The 17,244-nt window shown below is 64.4% G+C and carries 12 protein-coding genes; 7 read left to right on the plus strand and 5 right to left on the minus strand.

What is annotated here, in order from left to right; translation table 11 throughout:
* Nucleotides 1-167: 167 nt before the first annotated feature.
* A complete protein-coding gene (locus ABS769_RS12300; RefSeq protein ID WP_317061900.1) occupies nt 168-2,309 on the minus strand; it encodes a TonB-dependent siderophore receptor in 2,142 nt (713 codons plus the stop codon).
* A gap of 472 nt (nt 2,310-2,781) precedes the next feature.
* Nucleotides 2,782-5,190 (minus strand): penicillin acylase family protein, encoded by a 2,409-nt coding sequence (locus tag ABS769_RS12305; RefSeq protein WP_317061901.1) that lies wholly within the window; start codon nt 5,188-5,190, stop codon nt 2,782-2,784.
* Between the two features lie 145 nt (nt 5,191-5,335).
* Between ABS769_RS12305 and bfr the strand changes: the two genes are divergently transcribed.
* Nucleotides 5,336-5,821, plus strand: coding sequence for a bacterioferritin (gene bfr / locus ABS769_RS12310; protein ID WP_043889738.1), 486 nt, complete (start codon nt 5,336-5,338; stop codon nt 5,819-5,821).
* 284 nt (nt 5,822-6,105) lie between these two features.
* On the opposite strand, the gene ABS769_RS12315 is transcribed toward bfr, so the two are convergent.
* The 3 genes from ABS769_RS12315 to ABS769_RS12325 all read right to left on the minus strand — a co-directional run bounded on the left by ABS769_RS12315 (nt 6,106) and on the right by ABS769_RS12325 (nt 10,447).
* Nucleotides 6,106-6,762, minus strand: a complete 657-nt coding sequence (locus ABS769_RS12315; protein ID WP_317061904.1) for a thiopurine S-methyltransferase — start codon at nt 6,760-6,762, stop codon at nt 6,106-6,108.
* A 527-nt stretch (nt 6,763-7,289) separates the two neighbouring features.
* On the minus strand, nt 7,290-9,533 hold the full coding sequence (gene parC, locus ABS769_RS12320; protein WP_317061906.1) for a DNA topoisomerase IV subunit A: 2,244 nt from the start codon (nt 9,531-9,533) through the stop codon (nt 7,290-7,292).
* 62 nt (nt 9,534-9,595) lie between these two features.
* Nucleotides 9,596-10,447 (minus strand): AraC family transcriptional regulator, encoded by an 852-nt coding sequence (locus ABS769_RS12325; protein WP_317061907.1) that lies wholly within the window; start codon nt 10,445-10,447, stop codon nt 9,596-9,598.
* A 123-nt stretch (nt 10,448-10,570) separates the two neighbouring features.
* On the opposite strand from ABS769_RS12325, the gene ABS769_RS12330 reads away from it, so the two are divergent.
* The 6 genes from ABS769_RS12330 to ABS769_RS12355 form a co-directional block, all read left to right on the plus strand.
* Entirely contained in the window at nt 10,571-11,011 is a 441-nt protein-coding gene (locus tag ABS769_RS12330; protein WP_317061908.1) for a MarR family winged helix-turn-helix transcriptional regulator, read from the plus strand.
* A gap of 23 nt (nt 11,012-11,034) precedes the next feature.
* Entirely contained in the window at nt 11,035-12,522 is a 1,488-nt protein-coding gene (locus ABS769_RS12335) for an AdeC/AdeK/OprM family multidrug efflux complex outer membrane factor (protein WP_317061912.1), read from the plus strand.
* A gap of 10 nt (nt 12,523-12,532) precedes the next feature.
* Nucleotides 12,533-13,726, plus strand: coding sequence for an efflux RND transporter periplasmic adaptor subunit (locus tag ABS769_RS12340; protein WP_104550977.1), 1,194 nt, complete (start codon nt 12,533-12,535; stop codon nt 13,724-13,726).
* A 6-nt stretch (nt 13,727-13,732) separates the two neighbouring features.
* Nucleotides 13,733-15,313: a DHA2 family efflux MFS transporter permease subunit gene (locus ABS769_RS12345; protein ID WP_317061909.1), complete on the plus strand. Its 1,581-nt coding sequence runs from the start codon at nt 13,733-13,735 to the stop codon at nt 15,311-15,313.
* Nucleotides 15,314-16,090: 777 nt separating this feature from the next.
* On the plus strand, nt 16,091-17,077 hold the full coding sequence (locus tag ABS769_RS12350) for a serine hydrolase domain-containing protein (protein ID WP_317061910.1): 987 nt from the start codon (nt 16,091-16,093) through the stop codon (nt 17,075-17,077).
* A 10-nt stretch (nt 17,078-17,087) separates the two neighbouring features.
* A partial coding sequence (locus tag ABS769_RS12355) for a transposase (protein WP_233368074.1) occupies nt 17,088-17,244 on the plus strand: 157 nt, incomplete at its 3' end.

The raw sequence follows: 17,244 nt of genomic DNA on the forward strand, positions 1-17,244 counted from the left end.
CCACCGAACGTTAAGGTCTGGCTGATTCCGGCATGCGCGATTCTGCGCAGGTTCATTGCGTCGCTGTGGTCGAGGCCGCAACGGCGTGTGCGGCACGCCGGAGTGGCTGACGAACGTCACAGTTGAGCGCAGCGATCAAGATCTGAGCACGTGCGCGGTTGCCACGCTTAAAAACTGTAAGCCAGCTGCGCATAGATGCGACGCGGTTCGCCCGGAAAATGCCCGGTGCGTTCGGTGAAACCGCTCACCGCATAGACCTTGTCGAACAGGTTCTTGACGTTGACCTGCAGCTTCCACGCATCCCACTGCGTCTGCCAACTGATGTCGAAGATCGCATACGGTTTGACGCGCTGGCCTTCCAGGCTGACCCGCTCGCCCACGTAATCGGCACCAAAGGCGATTGCCGATTTCCAGGCCGGCAGGTCGTAGCGCGTCCACAGGCCGAAGGTGTTGCGCGGTGCATTGGCGAAGCGGTCGCCGGAGGCATTGGTGATGCCGTTGGTGCCTGCATCGAGCACGCGCGCATCGTTGTAGGCGTAAGTCAGATTGAGCACCCAGCGCTCGGTGAGGTCGGCCAGCAGATCCACTTCCAGGCCTTCGCTGCGCACCAGGCCGAGGGCGGAGAGCTGATTGACGCCATCGACGATGCTGCCGTTGGCCTGCACGATATTGCTGCGTTCGATGCGGTACAACGCAGTATTGAGCGTGAGCCCGCCATCGTTGAGCGCGGTTTTCAGACCGACTTCCCATTGCGTGCTGCGCTCCGGATCGAACGGCCCGCCGACGCTGCTGTCCTGATTTGCCGCATCCTGTGGCAGAAAACCGCTGGCATAACTTGCGTAGGCATTGACGCCATCGCGCAACACGAAGGTGCTGCCCACGCGCCAACTGAGATCGTTGCCGGTGACGCGCGAGCCATCCAGCAGGTTGTCGTCCTTGAAGCCGTCCCAACGCAGCCCGGCCATCGCATACCAGCGCGGCGTCAGTGTGAGTTCGTCCTGCAGATACGCGCCATAGCGCTGACTGCGGGTGCTGGTGGCGCGCCAGGGTAGGCTGTCCAGACCGTAGTCGTAGAAGCCGCTGCGCCCGTACACCGGGTTGAGCAGATCGATGCCCGGCACCGGGCCGCGCGTGCGTCCGGTATCGGCGGTGTTGGCGGTTTGCGCGCGGAAATCCGCATCCAGCCGGTAGTAATCCGCGCCCATCAGCAGTTTGTGTTCGATCGCGCCGATGCTGGTACGGAAGATCGCGTTGACGTTGTTGGAGATCGCATCGTTGTCGCGGAACTGATTACGCAACTGCCGCGTCATCCATTCGGCGGTGCCGTCGCCATCGCGGTCGATCAAGCCCATCGGCTCGTGATAGATCTGATGCTCGTCGTTCTTGAACCAGCGCAGCGCCATGTCCACGTCCCACGCATCCGACGGTGCAAAGCGGTACTGCGCAAACGCCACCTTGGCGCGCATGTCGAGGAAATCGGTGGGCTCGTTGTGGTTCCAGCGACGGTCTGTGAGGAAGTTGCCGTCGTCGTCCACCGGCACGCCACGCAGGCGATTGCCGCCCAGGTTCTGGGTGATGTCGGTGTACTGCAAGGTGAGCTCGCCGGTCTGGCCGATGTCGAACGCCACCGACGCATCGCCGATCTGGCTCTGGCTATCGGTGTTGCGGCGAAAGCCATCTTCGCCATCGGCATAGGCACCGATGCGGTAGCGGATGCGCCCATCGTCGCGTGCCGGGCCGGTGGCTTCGAACGAGGCCGCACCGAAGGATTGATTGCCTACCTGCAGCTCGACCCGACGCGCGGCCTGATGGCCGGGCTTGCGGGTGACGTAATTGATGACGCCACCGGGTTCGCCACCGCCGTACAACGCGCCGGCCGGGCCCTTGAGCACTTCCACGCGTTCGATATTGAACAGCTGCGGCACCGAGAAGCCCGCATACGGGTCGCCGCGCAATCCGTCGTACAACACGTTTTCCTGGCGGAATCCGCGCAGGGTGACACCGGCATAGCTGAAGAAACTGATGCCACTGATGCTGCGATACAGATCGGTGATCTGCCGCGCCGCCTGGTCGTCGATCAGCTCGCGCGGCAGCACCTGCACCGACTGCGGCACCAGCGCCAGCGGCGTATCGGTGCGTGTGGCCACTGCGGCGTCTTCGGACTTGTAGAGCGTTTGGGCACGGCCGATGACGTCGACGCCATCCAGCTCGGTGACGGTTGCTGAGGTGCTGGTGTGCTGAGCGAAAGCGGATGGCGAGTGCAGGGCGAGCGCAGCGGTAAGCGCGGTGACAAGGAGCGTGGGGCGCATTGGTCACTAATGGGAATGGTTATCAAATGCATCTTAGCATGATGTGCTCGCTTCGCTGCGTGGACCGCTAGAGGTGGCCGGGTGTAGGTTTTGAGCCGGGCGTAGGTGTTGAGAGGTGCAAGGTGGAGATTTGCAGACGTGCAGGACTTGTAGAACGCAGAACGCAGAACTTCAGACATGTGGACACGCAGACGCGCAGCGCATTCCTTCTCCCGCCGGGAGAAGGTGCCCGAAGGGCGGATGAGGGTGCGGGCATAGCCGCGTGCCGTCTGTCATGCAGGAAGCCGCTTGACGCTAGTGCAGGATGAGCGGCGTCGCATGCCATCGGTTGCGTGGCATGCGATCGTACCCTCACCCCAACCCCTCTCCCGCAGGAGAGGGGCTAACGCAGCTCACCCAAGCGTTTTGCTTTCGTCGAAACCCGTATCCACCGTCGAAACCTGTGTCGACAGACGAGACAGCACGACCACGCCTAATTCGGCTGCAATCGCAGCGTGTAACGCGTAGCCGTCGGCAGAAACGGGGTCGGCCGGCCATGCACCCAATCGTCATGCCCTGCGCCCCAGAACGGCGACAGCGGATGTCCGCTCTGGCCGCCGGGCATATGCACGATGCCGTCGCGTTCGTGGCCTGGCGAGACCACCATGCGTTCGGAGGCGCCGAAGGCCGGGCCTTGCACGCGCGGCATGTCGCGATCGCCGGGCAGTTGGTCGGGCGGCATGCACAGCCAGCGCTTGGCGAGGGCAGGCAACGCACGCGCGATCGGGTGGCAGATGGCGGCGGTATTGCGCTCGCCCCAGGTACGCTTGCTCAAGGGGCCGTCCTGCGCAGCTAAATCCGTCTGCGCACTGCGTGCAGCATCGGCAAGCAGCTGATCCCAACTGGTGTACGTGGGCGGCAACAAATGTGCAGGGCGCTGCTGCAGCAACGGCCAGACGATGCCTTCCAACTGCGCGCGACGCGGCGGCAGGAAGTCATCCCCAAGCGCAGCGTTTGCCGGTGCCAGCAGTCCGGCTTCCACCGCATCGATGGTCATGCTGCGAAAACCGCGCACGATGCGATAGCTCACCGAGCCGGTGGACGCATGCCCGTCCCACTGCCGCGTGGCGACTTCGATCTGTTGCAGCGCCGGGTCCTTGCTGTGTTCGACCACGCTGCGCAACAACTGCCACCACCGCGTGAGCAGCACGGCGCGATCGTCGAGCTGGATGGCGAGCAGATCCAGTTCGTTGAAACGCTGTTTTGCGAACAAGTCGTCGCGAATCTGCTGCGCGCGCGCGCCCAGGTCGTAGCCGGCATTGCCGAGTGTCGCCAGCTGTTGCGCATCGACGATGCGGCTGTTGGCAGTCCAGAGCCGGTGCGTGGGTGGGTCGATCAAGGCGGGTGCATCGTCGCTGCGCACGGGCCACGGCACGCAGCCGGTCGGCGCAGGTTCGGAGGCGACCGCGCCGGCAGCCGCAGGCACTGCCTCGTTCGACTCCTGCGCCGAGGTTGCAAGTTCGGCAATACCGCTCGGGCTGCACCCCGCATTGCGTGCCGGGCGTGCGCCGATCAGCCGCCAGGCGATGCGCCCGCTGCGATCGGCCAGTACGAGATTTTGCGCGGGAATGCCCGAGCGATCCGCCACCGCAAAGGCCGCCTGCAGATCCGCCGCACTGCTCATCTGCGCGAAATCCAGGCGGATTGCGCCGGGAAGCTGCGCGGCCCAGCGCAGTGCAAGCAAACTGCCGTCGGCATTCTCGTGCAGGATCGGGCCCCAGATCGCCTCGCGGACAGGAAAACTTACCGGTGCAGCGCCTGCCACACGGATCGTTTCGACATGGGTGGTGAGCGCTTGCGGATGCCCGGGCGTGGCTGGCGCAATCCGCGCGAAATCCGCCGTGTCGATATAGCTGTTGGTGAACGCCCAGGCCACGTGCCCATTGCTGCCGACCACCACCGCCGGCAGGCCGGGCAGGGTGAAGCCGGTGACATCCACCTTGCCCTCGGGCGCGCTGGTATCCGGATACCGCAAGCGCGCGCGGAACCAGATGTTGGGCGCACGCAGGCCCAGGTGCATGTCGTCGGCGACGATGGCGCGGCCGTCGCGGGTGAGGCTGCCGTCCACGGCGAAGTTGTTGCTGCCCGGGGTCGGTTGTTCGGCGCGTGGTGCAGCGGCTGGATGCGGCAAACGGCGCAGATCCAGCGTCGCCGCATCCGGAAGTACCGCATCGCCCAGTGCCGTCCCGAACAGCGGTGCATCCCAACTGGAGCCCTGATGATCGAGCAGCGCCGCCAGTGCGGGCGGCACCACCTCGCGGATGCGTGCGATGGCCAGTTCGGTCTGGTTGTCGTTGTCCTGCAGGTCGGCGTACATCGCCATGCCGGTGAGGATGGAATCGTCCAGCGTCCATGCGCGCGGCGTCTGTCGCAGCAGCAGGTACGGCCACGGACGCACGCGCAAGGCCGCCAGCCCCGCATTCACGCCGTCGGTATAGGCCTGCAATGCTGCGCGCTGGCTGCCTGCAGCAATGTCCAGGCTGGCATGCACGCGTGCGCGCAACCGATGCACGCGATTGCGCTTGTCCAGGTCCAGCGCCGCGGCGCCAAACAGCTCGGAGAGTTCGCCGGCCGGCGCGCGGCGCATCAGATCCATCTCGAAATAGCGCTCCTGCGCGTGCACATAACCGAGCGCACGCATGGCATCGACCTGGCTGGCCGCATCGATGGTGACCACGCCCAATCGGTCGCGCTGCACGCTGACCGGCGCCGCCAGGCCGTGCAGTGCGCTATTGCCGTCCAGCTGCGGCAGGCTGCCACGCATCAACAGATACACGGCCAACACGGCCGCCACGACCAACACCACGATTGCCAGCAGCAGCCGGCCCAGCCATTTGCGCATTGTCGATTCCTTGAGCTCGGTCAAAGTGTGGCGCACCGTCATGACGGTGGCGGGTCTGGTGGCAACGCAACTGAAAGTGATTCCGATTAGATCATTGCCCGGCGGCTTAGGGCACCATGCGCGCATTGCGTCGCTGGAGCACACCATGAAAGGCCATCCCGAAGTCGTCGATTACCTCAAGCAGCTGCTGCGCGGCGAGCTGGCGGCACGCGACCAGTATTTCCTGCATTCGCGCCGTTACGAAGATCAGGGCCTGATGGCGCTGTACGAGCGCATCAATCACGAGATGCAGGAAGAGACCGAGCACGCCGACGCGCTGCTGCGGCGCATCCTGTTCCTGGAAGGCGACCCGGACATGCGGCCGTCTGAGTTTGCGCCCGGCAAGACCGTGGTGGAGATGCTCGAGCGCGATCTGGTCGTGGAATACGAAGTGCGCGCTGCGCTCGCCGCCGGCATGAAGCTGTGTGAAGAGCATGGCGATTACGTCAGCCGCGACATGCTGCTCAAGCAGCTGCAGGACACCGAAGAAGATCACGCCTGGTGGCTGGAGCAGCAACTTGGCCTGATCAAGCGCATTGGCCTGGAGTTGTACCAGACCTCGAAGATCGACAAGGGTCACGTGGCCGGCTGAGTCGGGCGACTGGGCGCTGCGCAGCCGAAGAGCTGGCGCAGCACAGGTTCGCAGTCGGCAAGTGCCGCGCTGTGCATCGCGATTGCTGCGCGGCCTGCGTCATCTACCGACCGTCTGCTGCGGTGTGTTGCTTGGCGCAGTGCGCGCGTGTGCGGAACCACCGCGTGGTGCAAGGTCACGCGGTCTTGATTGGCTTGCGACTTGCGCATTGTGCGAAGCATGCAACGGCCGACTGATGCGAAGGCAGCAGCGTTCGGGCGCGACAGCGCGTTCGAACGCGATCGTCAGTTACGTTGCAGGCGATACACCCCGGTCGACAGTGCGGTAACGCCATCGGCACGGAACCGCGGCTCCTGATCCAGGATGTCGCGGTGTTCCAACGCCTGCACCTGCCACTGCGCGTCGAACAATGCGTGCACCTCGGTGGCATCCACCGAGAAGGGTGGGCCGGCTTTTTCGGCTTGCGGATACTCCAGCGTGATCAATAGACCGCAGCAGCCTGTGGGTAGGCGCGCATAGACGGTCTCCAGATAGCATCGACGTAGCGCCGCGGGCAGGGCGATCAATGCAGCGCGGTCATAGACAGCGCTGCAATCGGCCAGCACGCTTGCGTCCAGTGCAAAGGCATTGCCGCAGATGATTTCGATCGGGCCGGCAATAAAGTGCTCGCCGGCGCTGCTGGTGTGTCGCTGCGGTCGCAGGCCTGCGTCATCGAAGAACTGCGTGACGGCCAACGGCGATACTTCCACACCCAGCACGCGATGGCCTTGCGCGGCCAACCAATGCAGATCCAGTGTCTTGCCGCACAACGGCACCAGCACGCGGGCAGCCTTCGGCAACTGCAACACCGGCCAATGCTTTTGCAGCAGCGGCATCACCTCGTCCTGATGGAAGCCGGTCTGACCATCCCGCCACCGCTGCAGCCAGAAATCTGTATCCATGATGTTGTCTTGTTGTCGTTGACCAGTGAAGTGACGTCGGGGATGGCAGTGCCATTGCAGATCGAAAGGAGCCGATCAGAAAGCAGCGCATCGGACAGCCGCGCGACGTGCACTGCTTGCACCATGCAAACCGACCCTCTCGACTGGTCCTTGCCGGCTCACCGTCGCGGGACCTTACGCGGCATGGATGCCGCGTAAGAGCCTACATGGATGTACTTGCGGCGTGTCCCGCGATGGTGGGCCGGCAAGGACCCTGCAGCCAAGCCGCAGATCATCCGCTCTACAACCGACGCATCCGCACCGTTCGATGACCTCTCAAGGCGACGCAGAGCTTGAGCTTCAGCGTCGTTTGGATGTTCCAAGCCGAGCTAATCGAGGGCGCGACGACAGCATCGAACGCGCCGCCGCGCGCCGGAGGAGTGAACCGCCGTTACTGCACTTCCAGCCCGTCCACTTTCTGCCGCGCCTCAAACCAAGGCGCTGACAGTGTTGAACGCGCCGCCGCGCGCCGGATGAGTGAATCATCCTTACTGCACTTCCAGTCCATCCACTTTCTGCCACCCGCGCGGCAACAACGCCCCGCGACTCGCACGCGCGCCCACATACGTATCCAGATCCTTGAACGACAGGCTCATGGTGCGTGCGCCGCTGCGTACCAGCAGCGTGTTGCCCGGTGCCACCGCCACCACCGCCACCACGCGCTCGGTGCCGAGCTTGGCCTTGGGGATCTCGATGATCTTGTTGCCTTTGCCCTTGTCCAGCTCGGGCACATCGCTGGCCGCCACCGCCAGCAGATTGCCGGCGCTGGTGACCGCGACAATGCGATCGCTCTGCGGGTTGGTCACCTGCGCCGGCGTCAGCACCTGCGCGCCGGTGGTCAGATTGAGCATCGCCTTGCCGGCCTTGTTGCGGCCGGTGAGGTTCTCGAAGCGGGTGACGAAGCCATAGCCGTGCGATGAGGCCAGCACGAAGCGAGTGGCGTTGTCCGCGCTAGCCATGACCTGGAACGACGCGCCGGAAGCGGGCGAGAAACGCCCGGTCAACGGCTCGCCATTGCCACGTGCCGAGGGAAGGGTGTGCACTGCGGTGGAGTAGGCGCGGCCTTCCGAATCCAGGAACGCCACTTGATGGGTGCTACGGCTGCGCACTGCGGCCAGCAAGCTGTCGCCATCGCGGTAGGACATGCCGGCCGGATCCACTTCGTGGCCCTTGGCCGCGCGCACCCAGCCCTTTTCCGACAACACCACGGTCATCGGTTCGCTGGCGACCATTTCGGTTTCGTCGATCGCCTGCGCCGCGCCACGCTGCACCAGCGGCGAGCGACGCGCGTCGCCGAACTTCTTGGCGTCGGCGGTCAGCTCGTCCTTGATCAGCTTCTTCAACTTGGTCTTGCTTTCGAGAATGGCCAGGATCTGCGCGCGTTCCTTGGCGAGGGCTTCCTGCTCGCCGCGGATCTTCATTTCTTCCAGGCGCGCCAGCTGGCGCAGCTTGGTTTCCAGAATGTATTCGGCCTGTTCCTCGCTGAGTGCGAACTTGGCCATCAACACCGGCTTGGGTTCGTCCTCGCTGCGGACGATGCGGATCACTTCGTCCAGATTGAGGAAGGCGACCAACAAACCTTCCAACAGGTGCAGGCGGCGCTCGACCTTCTGCAGGCGATGGTTGAGCCGGCGGGTGACGGTGTCGCTGCGGAAAGTCAGCCACTCGCTCAGCAGCTGGCGCAGATTCTTGACCTGCGGGCGGCCATCCAGCCCGATCACGTTGAGATTGACGCGGTAGCTGCGCTCAAGATCGGTGGTGACGAACAGGTGGCCCATCAGCTGCTCGGCATCGACGCGGTTGGAGCGCGGCACCAGCACCACCCGCACCGGGCTGGTGTGGTCGGACTCGTCGCGGATGTCTTCCAGCCACGGCAGCTTCTTGGCGCGCATCTGCTGGGCGATCTGCTCGATCACCTTGGACGGCGACACCTGGTACGGCAGCGCGTCGATGACAATGTTCGCGTGTTCTTTCTTGTAGGTGGCGCGCGCGCGCACGCTGCCATGGCCGGTCTCGTAGATGGCGCGCAGGTCGGCCACCGGGGTGATGATTTCGGCGGTGGTCGGGTAGTCCGGGCCGAGCACGTGCTCGCACAGTTCGGCGACCGTGGCATCGGGGTTGTCGAGCAGGCGCAGCAGCGCGCTGACGATCTCGTTGAGGTTGTGCGGCGGCACGTCGGTGGCCATGCCCACCGCAATGCCGGTGGTGCCGTTGAGCAGCAGGTGCGGCAGGCGTGCCGGCAACCAGGTCGGCTCTTCCAGGGTGCCGTCGAAGTTGGCCGCCCAATCGGTGGTGCCCTGGCTGATTTCGCCCAGCAGCACTTCGGCGATCGGGGTCAGCTTGGATTCGGTGTAACGCATCGCCGCGAACGACTTTGGATCGTCGGTTGAACCGAAGTTGCCCTGGCCTTCGATCAGCGGGTAACGGTACGAAAACGGCTGCGCCATCAGCACCAGCGCTTCGTAGCACGCGCTGTCGCCGTGCGGGTGGTACTTACCGATCACATCGCCCACGGTGCGCGCGGATTTCTTCGGCTTGGCGGCGGCATTCAGGCCCAGCTCGCTCATCGCGAAGATGATGCGTCGCTGCACCGGCTTCAGTCCGTCACCCAGAAACGGCAGGGCGCGGTCGAGCACCACGTACATCGAATAGTCGAGATAGGCGCGTTCGGCGTACTCGCGCAGCGGCAGCTGCTCGAAGCCATGGAAGGTGGGGCGGGTCAGATCGGTCATTGCGAAGCCAGGTCCTACGAAAGAGGAGCCCGCGCGCCAGGCGCGAGCTCGAAGAGCGCCGATTATCCGGATGCGGCGGGGGATGCCAAGCCGCGCGCGTGGCCACCGGCCAGATAACGCGTGGGCGGGGCGCCGAAATGGCGGTGGAACACGCTGACGAAAGCGCTGGGGCTGCTGTAGCCGAGCTGGTCGGCGACCTGTGCCACCGCGCTGCCCTGACTCAAGCGCCGCAGGCCTTCGGCGAGCCTGGCCTGCTGCCGCCACTGCGCGAAACTCAGCCCGGTCTCGCTGCGGAAGTGCCGGCTCAGACTGCGCGGTGACAACCCGCCCCAATCGGCCCAGGCATCCAGCGGGCGAGGGTCGGCGGGGGTGTCGAGCAGCTGGCGGGCGATACGCAGCAGCCGGCGGTCGGCTGGCATGGGCAGGTGCAGGTGGTCGATCTGCACCTGGCACAGCTCGTCCAGCAGCACGGCGGCCAGCCGTTGCTGGGCGCTATCCAGCGGCTGATCCAGCGGCCAACTGGCGGCGCGCATGATCGCTTCGCGGGCCAGCCCGGTCAGCCGGATCACCCCGCCTTGCGCGGGCAAGGCGGCGCAGGCATCCGGCCGCACCACCACGCCCCAGCCGCGCATCGGCCCGGCCAGCTCCACGGTGTGCTGCTGGCCGGGCGGCATCCAGCCGGCGCAGCCTGGCGGCAATGAGAGGGTGCCCTGTTTGGTATGCACGGTCAGTACGCCGTGCTCCACATACATCAGCTGGCCGCGCACATGCGCGTGCGGGGCGGTCTCCGGTGCCCATACCGCATGCAGATCGGCCAGGAAGGCGATCACTTCCGGACCATCGGCCCACTCGAAGCTGGCGCGCACGCCCGGCGGCAAGGCATCGACCGTCGTTGGCGGGTTTTCGATAGTCATTGGCGCAATTGTATTACCAGGCCAGCCAGACCCGCGCGTATCGTGGCGATCCTTGCAGGCGGTTTAATCCCTTTCGATATATTTGCATTGACAAATATATATTTCGGAAGAAAATGGCCGGCCATGAACGATCTCTCCTCCACCTCGCCGTCGTTCGGCTTGTTGCTGCGTCAGGTGCGCGACGCGCTGATGCGGCAGCTCGATGCCGAGATGAAGGGCGAACTGCCCGACTTCGGTTTCAGCCACTACGTCGGCTTGAAGATTCTGGCGGTGCGCTCGCCCTGTACGGCCAACGAACTGGCGCTGGCGCTGGACCAGACCCCGAGCGCGGTGACCCGGCTGCTCGACAAGCTCGAAGCGCTGGGCGCGGTGCGGCGCGAGCCGCATGCGCAAGACCGGCGCGCGCTGCAGATCGTCATGACCGAACAGGGCGTGGCCTTGTGGGAGCGCCTGAAGCTGCGCGGCGAACGCGCCATCGAGCACGGTCTGCGCGATCTGGCCACGCCAGAGCGCGAACAACTCACCTCTCTTCTCATCCGTGTCCGCGATGCACTCAACTCATGAACGCTGCTAGTTCCTCGATCCAGATGTTGCGCCTGCGCTCAACGCGCTTTGCGCGGCCGCTTGTGCTCACCGCCTTGACGCTGGCATTGGCCGCCTGCGCCAGCAGTCGTGGTCTGGCCCCGCAAGGCGCCGTGCTGGAACCGGGCGCGCTGCATGCCGAGCGCACCCTGGCGCAAACCACCCTGAGCCCGGCGGCGTGGCCGGCCAGCGATTGGTGGCGCGCCTTGGGCGATCCGCAATTGAATGCGTTGATTGCCGAAGGCCTGCAACACAGCCCCAGCCTGGCGGCGGCGGATGCGCGCTTGCGCCAGGCGCAGGCACGCATCGGCACCGCGCAGGCCGATCGCGGCCCGAGCCTGTCGGTGTCCGGTGGCTATGCCGGCGTGCAGTTGCCCGAATCGGTGGTGGGCGACGAACGCGGCGGCAAGTTCGGCGGCAACGGCCAGGTAGTGTTGGATTTCCGCTACGGCGTGGACCTGTGGGGCGGCAAGCGCGCCGCCTGGGAAGCGGCAGTGGACCAGGCGCATGCAGCCGATGTGGATGCGCAGGCGGCACGTTTGAACCTGTCGGCGGCGATCGCCGAAGCCTATGCCCAACTCGATTACGCGTGGCGTCTGCACGATGTGGCCAACGATGAGCTGATGCGCGCGCAGAAAACGCTGGACCTCACCCGGCAACGTCGTGGCGCCGGCATCGATAGTGAACTGCAGGTGCGTCAGTCGCAGGCGCGCGTGCCGGCTGCGCAACAGCAGCTGCAATCGGCGCAGCAGCAGATCGACGAAGCGCGCACGACGTTGGCCGCGTTGGTCGGGCAGGGCCCGGACCGCGGGCGGGATATCGCGCGCCCCAGCTTGAGCAGCGCAGGCGCGCTGCAATTGCCAAGTGCGTTGCCGGCCGAGTTGTTGGGTCATCGCCCCGATGTGGTCGCCGCGCGCTGGCGCGTTGAAGCGGCAGATAAAAACATTGCGGTCGCCAAGACGCGCTTCTATCCCAGCTTCAACATCACCGCGTTGGGCGGGCTGGTGAACCGGGATGTCGGCCAGTTGCTGGAAAGTGCATCGCTGTTCGGCGTGGTCGCCCCGGCCTTGAGCTTGCCGATCTTCGATGGCGGCAAGCTGCGCGCCAATCTGGCCGGCAGCGATGCGCAGTACGACCTGGCGGTGGCCGACTACAACCAGAAGGTGCTCGATGCGCTGCGTGAAGTGGCCGACCAGGTCAACGCGGTGCGTTCGCTGGAGCAGCGCGCACGCTCGCAGGACGAAGCCGTGCAGACCGTCACTGCCGCCTTCGACCTCGCACAACAGCGCTACCGCGCCGGCATTGGCAGCTATCTGGAAGTGCTCAGCGTGCAGGAGCAATTGCTGCTCGCACGCCAGCGCATGGCCAGCCTGCAATCGCAACAACTGTTGGCCTCGGTGAGGTTGCAGCGCGCCTTGGGCGGCGGATTCACGCCGGAACCTGCGCGCGACACCGCACACGCCGCGACCACTTCCGCACAACCGAATTCCTGAGACAGCGACGATGAGCCAGACGACTGCAACTTCTTCCCAACCTGCGCCAGCCGCGCCCAGCAAGCGCCGTGCGGCGCTGCGCATCGTGGCCATTGTGGTGATCCTGGCGATCATCGGTCTTGTGGTGTGGTACTTCCTGGTCGGCCGCTGGCACGAAGAGACCGACGACGCATACGTGCAGGGCAACCAGGTGCAGATCACCCCGATGGTGGGCGGCACGGTGGTCAGCATCGGCGCCGAAGACGGCATGCGCGTGGAGCGCGGCCAGTTGCTGGTGCAGCTGGACCCGGCCGATACCGCAGTGGCGTTGCAGCAGGCCGAAGCCAACCTGGCCAAGACCGTGCGTCAGGTGCGCGGTCTGTACCGCAGCGTGGAAGGCGCGCAGGCCGAATTGTCCTCGCGCGAGGTCACGTTGCGCAGCGCGCGTGCCGACTTCGCACGGCGCAAGGATCTTGCTGCCAGCGGCGCGATTTCCAACGAAGAACTGGCCCACGCCCGCGAAGAACTCGCTGCTGCCGAAGCGGCGGTGAGCGGTTCGCGCGAGAGCTTCGAACGTAATCGCGCCTTGGTGGATGACAGCGCGGTGGCCAATCAGCCAGACGTGCAGACGGCCGCCGCGCAGCTGCGTCAGGCCTATCTCAACCATGCGCGCACCGGTGTGATTGCGCCGGTGTCCGGTTACGTGGCGCGTCGTTCGGCGCAGCTCGGCCAGCGTGTGCAGCCCGGTAGCGTGCTGATGGCGGTGGTGCCGCTGGAGCAGGTGTGGGTGGAAGCCAACTTCAAGGAAACACAGCTCAAGCACATGCGTCTGGGCCAGCCGGTGGAATTGCATTCGGATCTGTACGGCGGTGGCGTGAACTACACCGGCCGTATCGAAAGCCTGGGCCTGGGCACCGGCAGCGCGTTCTCGCTATTGCCGGCGCAAAACGCCAGCGGCAACTGGATCAAGATCGTGCAGCGCGTGCCGGTGCGCATTGCGGTGGATGCCAAGCAACTGGCCGGTAACCCGCTGCGCATCGGTTTGTCGATGAAGGTCGAGGTCAATCTGCACGATCAGCAGGGCAGCGTGTTGCCGACCAAGTTCGCCAATGGCGCGGTGTTTTCCACCGACGTGTATGCGCAGCAGTTGCAGGCCGCCGACGCGGATATCCAACGCATCATCCAGGACAACCTGCCCGCGCAGGCTGTTTCCAAGGCGGGCTAAGCCAGCATGTCTTCGCAAGCTCCCACCGCGCCCGGCGGCCCCTCGGCGCCTGCGCCTGCCGCCGGCTTTCGCCCGGCGAGCGTGGCGTTGTGCACCGTGGGCCTGGCGATGGCCTCGTTCATGCAGGTGCTGGACACCACCATCGCCAACGTGTCGTTGCCGACCATCGCCGGCAATCTCGGTGCCAGTTCGCAGCAGGCCACCTGGGTCATCACGTCGTTTGCGGTCAGTACCGCGATCGCCTTGCCGCTGACCGGTTGGCTGAGTCGGCGTTTTGGCGAGACCAAGTTGTTCGTGTGGTCGACACTGGCCTTCACCGTTGCTTCGTTGCTGTGCGGGCTGGCCCAGAGCATGGGCATGCTGGTGGTGTCGCGTGCGCTGCAGGGGTTTGTTGCCGGGCCGATGTACCCGATCACCCAGAGTCTGCTGGTGTCGATCTATCCACGCGAAAAACGCGGTCAGGCGCTCGCCTTGCTGGCGATGATCACCGTGGTGGCACCGATCGCCGGTCCGATCCTGGGTGGCTGGATCACCGACAACTACAGTTGGGAATGGATCTTTCTGATCAACGTGCCGCTGGGCATCATCGCCAGCAGCATCGTCGGCTCGCAGTTGCGCCATCGCCCCGAGCAGCTTGAAAAGCCGCGCATGGATTACATCGGTCTGATCCTGTTGGTGGTCGGTGTCGGCGCGCTGCAGCTGGTGCTGGATCTGGGCAACGACGAGGATTGGTTCTCTTCCGACAAGATCGTGGTGCTGGCCTGCGTCGCTGCGGTGGCGCTGGTGGTGTTCGTGATCTGGGAGCTCACCGACAAGGACCCCATCGTCGATCTCAAGCTGTTCCGGCACCGCAACTTCCGTGCCGGCACGCTGGCGATGGTAGTGGCGTATGCGGCGTTCTTCAGTGTGAGTCTTCTGATCCCGCAATGGCTGCAGCGCGACATGGGCTACACGGCGATCTGGGCTGGCCTTGCCACTGCACCGATCGGCATCCTGCCGGTGCTGATGACGCCATTCGTGGGCAAATACGCGCTGCGGTTCGATCTGCGCATGCTTGCCACCGTTGCTTTCATCTTTCTGTCGTTCACCAGCTTTTTGCGCTCCAACTTCAATTTGCAGGTGGACTTCAACCACGTGGCCACCGTGCAGTTGGTGATGGGCGTGGGTGTGGCGTTGTTCTTCATGCCGGTTCTGCAGATTCTGCTGTCGGATCTGGACGGGCGCGAGATCGCGGCAGGTTCCGGCCTTGCCACCTTCCTGCGCACCTTGGGCGGCAGCTTTGCCGCATCGTTGACCACCTATCTGTGGGCACGTCGCACCCAGGTGCACCACGCGCACATCACCGAGCACATTTCGGTGTACACGCCGGGCATGCAGGAGCAGGTCACCGCAATGGGGCAGGGCGACCTGCAACGCGGCGCAGCCTCGCTCAACAACATGATCAACCACCAGGCCTCGCAGATGGGCTTCAACGACATCTTCTATCTGCTCGGCTGGACGTTCCTGGCGATCATCTTCTTCCTGTGGCTGGCCAAACCGCCGTTCGGTGCAGGTGCGGGCGGTGCGGCGGCGGCTGGTGGGCATTAGGCGCGGCTGACAAGGGCGCAGCTGTATTACGAGCGGCTAAGAAAACGACTACACGCTGGTCTACTGCAGAGCGGATGATTTGTGAGTTGGCTGCAGGGCCCTTGCCCGCCCACCATCGCGGGACACGCTGCAAGTACGTCCCTGTAAGCTCTTACGCGGCATCCATGCCGCGTAAGGTCCCGCGACGGTGGGCGGGCAAGGACCTGTCGAGATGGTCGGTATGCATGTTTTTAAAGCAACCGACTCACTCTCTGGTGCGGTGTCCTCGCCGATTGCGGGACCGTTGGCGGCATGGATGCCGCCATCGAGCCCCCAGGGATGGGTTCACGGCGTGTCCCGCGAGCGGTGAGGACACCGCGCCCTCGACTCACCCTGGCTTTGACTGTTGATCTGGCGCTTGGCTGCAGGGCCCTTGCCCGCCCACCATCGCAGGACACGCTGCAAGTACGTCCTTGTAAGCTCTTACGCGGCATCCATGCCGCGTAAGGTCCCGCGACGGTGGGCGGACAAGGGCCAGTCGAGATGGTCGGCGTGCATAGTCGGTGTGCGTGGATCTTCTCAAAGCAATCAGCAAACCGCGTGGAGCGGTCAGGGCACCGCAGCCTGGACCAGGTCAGTGTTTGACTTGGGCTTCCGACTGCGTCCAACAAGATGCGGCTGACAAAACCACTGCGCACCACCAGCCGGGGGCTCGCTACGGTTTATGAGCCGTTCCAACAATCGTGCTGTGCCTGTCAACACCCTCTAGACTGATGCTCTCCAAGTGGGAGCAGTCCAATGGCAGTGACGCCTTCTAAGACCGGTTTACCGCAGTCCTTCTGCCTCATGGATGCGACGCAGCGCCAAGGCAGGCGCACGCTGGATCAAGAGGTCCATCGTCATCGTGAGTTACGACCTGCAGCGACGGCGATGGGACGTCTGTTGCAGACTGTGCTCCTTCTGTGGCTGTGTTTGCCGTTGATCGCGGCGGCCGATGCATTGAGCGACAACGTGACACGGCAGATGCAGCTCAATCGGCAGCGCTACGGCATCGTAGGGCAGGCTGTGTACGTCTCCCACAACGGCAAGCTGCTGTTTCGCGGTGGCGATGGGCTGTCCGATCTCGACAGCCAACAGCCGGTCAAGCTTGAGCCGATCTTTCCAGTGTTCTCGGTAAGCAAGCTGTTGCTCAGCACGCTGATCATGCAGCTGGTCGAAGCTGACCGGATCGATCTGGATAGACCTGCACGGGTCTACCTGCCAGCGTTGCCGCAGCGCTGGAACAAGATCACGGTGCGTCAGCTACTCAATCACACCTCCGGATTGCCCGAGTATTTCACCCAGGAGCAGATGAGCGGCTCGCCGGAGGCCAACGCATCGTTTCCTGCAACTGCGCACGCCGTCCTTGCGGCGCTGGGCAGGCAACCGTTGCTCTTTCCACCCGGCAGCGACACGCGCTACATCAACACCAACTATCTGGTGCTGTCGCAGCTGCTCCAGGCGCATTACCGCAAGCCGTATTCGCGGATCGTATCTGAGCGGATCATCGCTCCTTTGAAGTTATCGCACACCTTTCTCGGGCGCTCACGATTGCCGGCTGAGGGAGTGGTCAGTGTTTACCTTGGCAAAGACGGGAAGCTGCAGAAACAACCAGAGATTGCCTGGCCCGATTACGCCCTCGGGCATGTCGAGCTGTACACCAGCATCGACGATCTGGCCGCTTTCATGGACGCGATGCGCACCGGGAAATTAGGGCCTGTTAACACTAATGGCCCGAGCGATTAAACTATCGTGCATGGAGATCACGCCAGCACAATTTTCTCTAATCGAACACTGCCTGCCGGCGCAGCGCGGCAATGTCAGCATGACCAACCTGCAAGTGGTCAACGCCATCCTTTACGTTGCCGAGCATGGCTGCAAATGGCGCGGCCTACCCAAGCGCTTTGGCAACT

This window comes from Xanthomonas hortorum (genome assembly GCF_040279205.1).
GTDB lineage: Bacteria > Pseudomonadota > Gammaproteobacteria > Xanthomonadales > Xanthomonadaceae > Xanthomonas > Xanthomonas hortorum_F.

What these genes read in the sequence shown, in the direction of transcription:
- ABS769_RS12300 (WP_317061900.1), bottom strand. Translation starts at nt 2,309, where the DNA reads ATGCGCCCCACGCTCCTTGTCACCGCGCTTACCGCTGCGCTCGCCCTG.
- ABS769_RS12305 (WP_317061901.1), bottom strand. Translation starts at nt 5,190, where the DNA reads ATGCGCAAATGGCTGGGCCGGCTGCTGCTGGCAATCGTGGTGTTGGTC.
- bfr (WP_043889738.1), top strand. Translation starts at nt 5,336, where the DNA reads ATGAAAGGCCATCCCGAAGTCGTCGATTACCTCAAGCAGCTGCTGCGC.
- ABS769_RS12315 (WP_317061904.1), bottom strand. Translation starts at nt 6,762, where the DNA reads ATGGATACAGATTTCTGGCTGCAGCGGTGGCGGGATGGTCAGACCGGC.
- parC (WP_317061906.1), bottom strand. Translation starts at nt 9,533, where the DNA reads ATGACCGATCTGACCCGCCCCACCTTCCATGGCTTCGAGCAGCTGCCG.
- ABS769_RS12325 (WP_317061907.1), bottom strand. Translation starts at nt 10,447, where the DNA reads ATGACTATCGAAAACCCGCCAACGACGGTCGATGCCTTGCCGCCGGGC.
- ABS769_RS12330 (WP_317061908.1), top strand. Translation starts at nt 10,571, where the DNA reads ATGAACGATCTCTCCTCCACCTCGCCGTCGTTCGGCTTGTTGCTGCGT.
- ABS769_RS12335 (WP_317061912.1), top strand. Translation starts at nt 11,035, where the DNA reads ATGTTGCGCCTGCGCTCAACGCGCTTTGCGCGGCCGCTTGTGCTCACC.
- ABS769_RS12340 (WP_104550977.1), top strand. Translation starts at nt 12,533, where the DNA reads ATGAGCCAGACGACTGCAACTTCTTCCCAACCTGCGCCAGCCGCGCCC.
- ABS769_RS12345 (WP_317061909.1), top strand. Translation starts at nt 13,733, where the DNA reads ATGTCTTCGCAAGCTCCCACCGCGCCCGGCGGCCCCTCGGCGCCTGCG.
- ABS769_RS12350 (WP_317061910.1), top strand. Translation starts at nt 16,091, where the DNA reads ATGGCAGTGACGCCTTCTAAGACCGGTTTACCGCAGTCCTTCTGCCTC.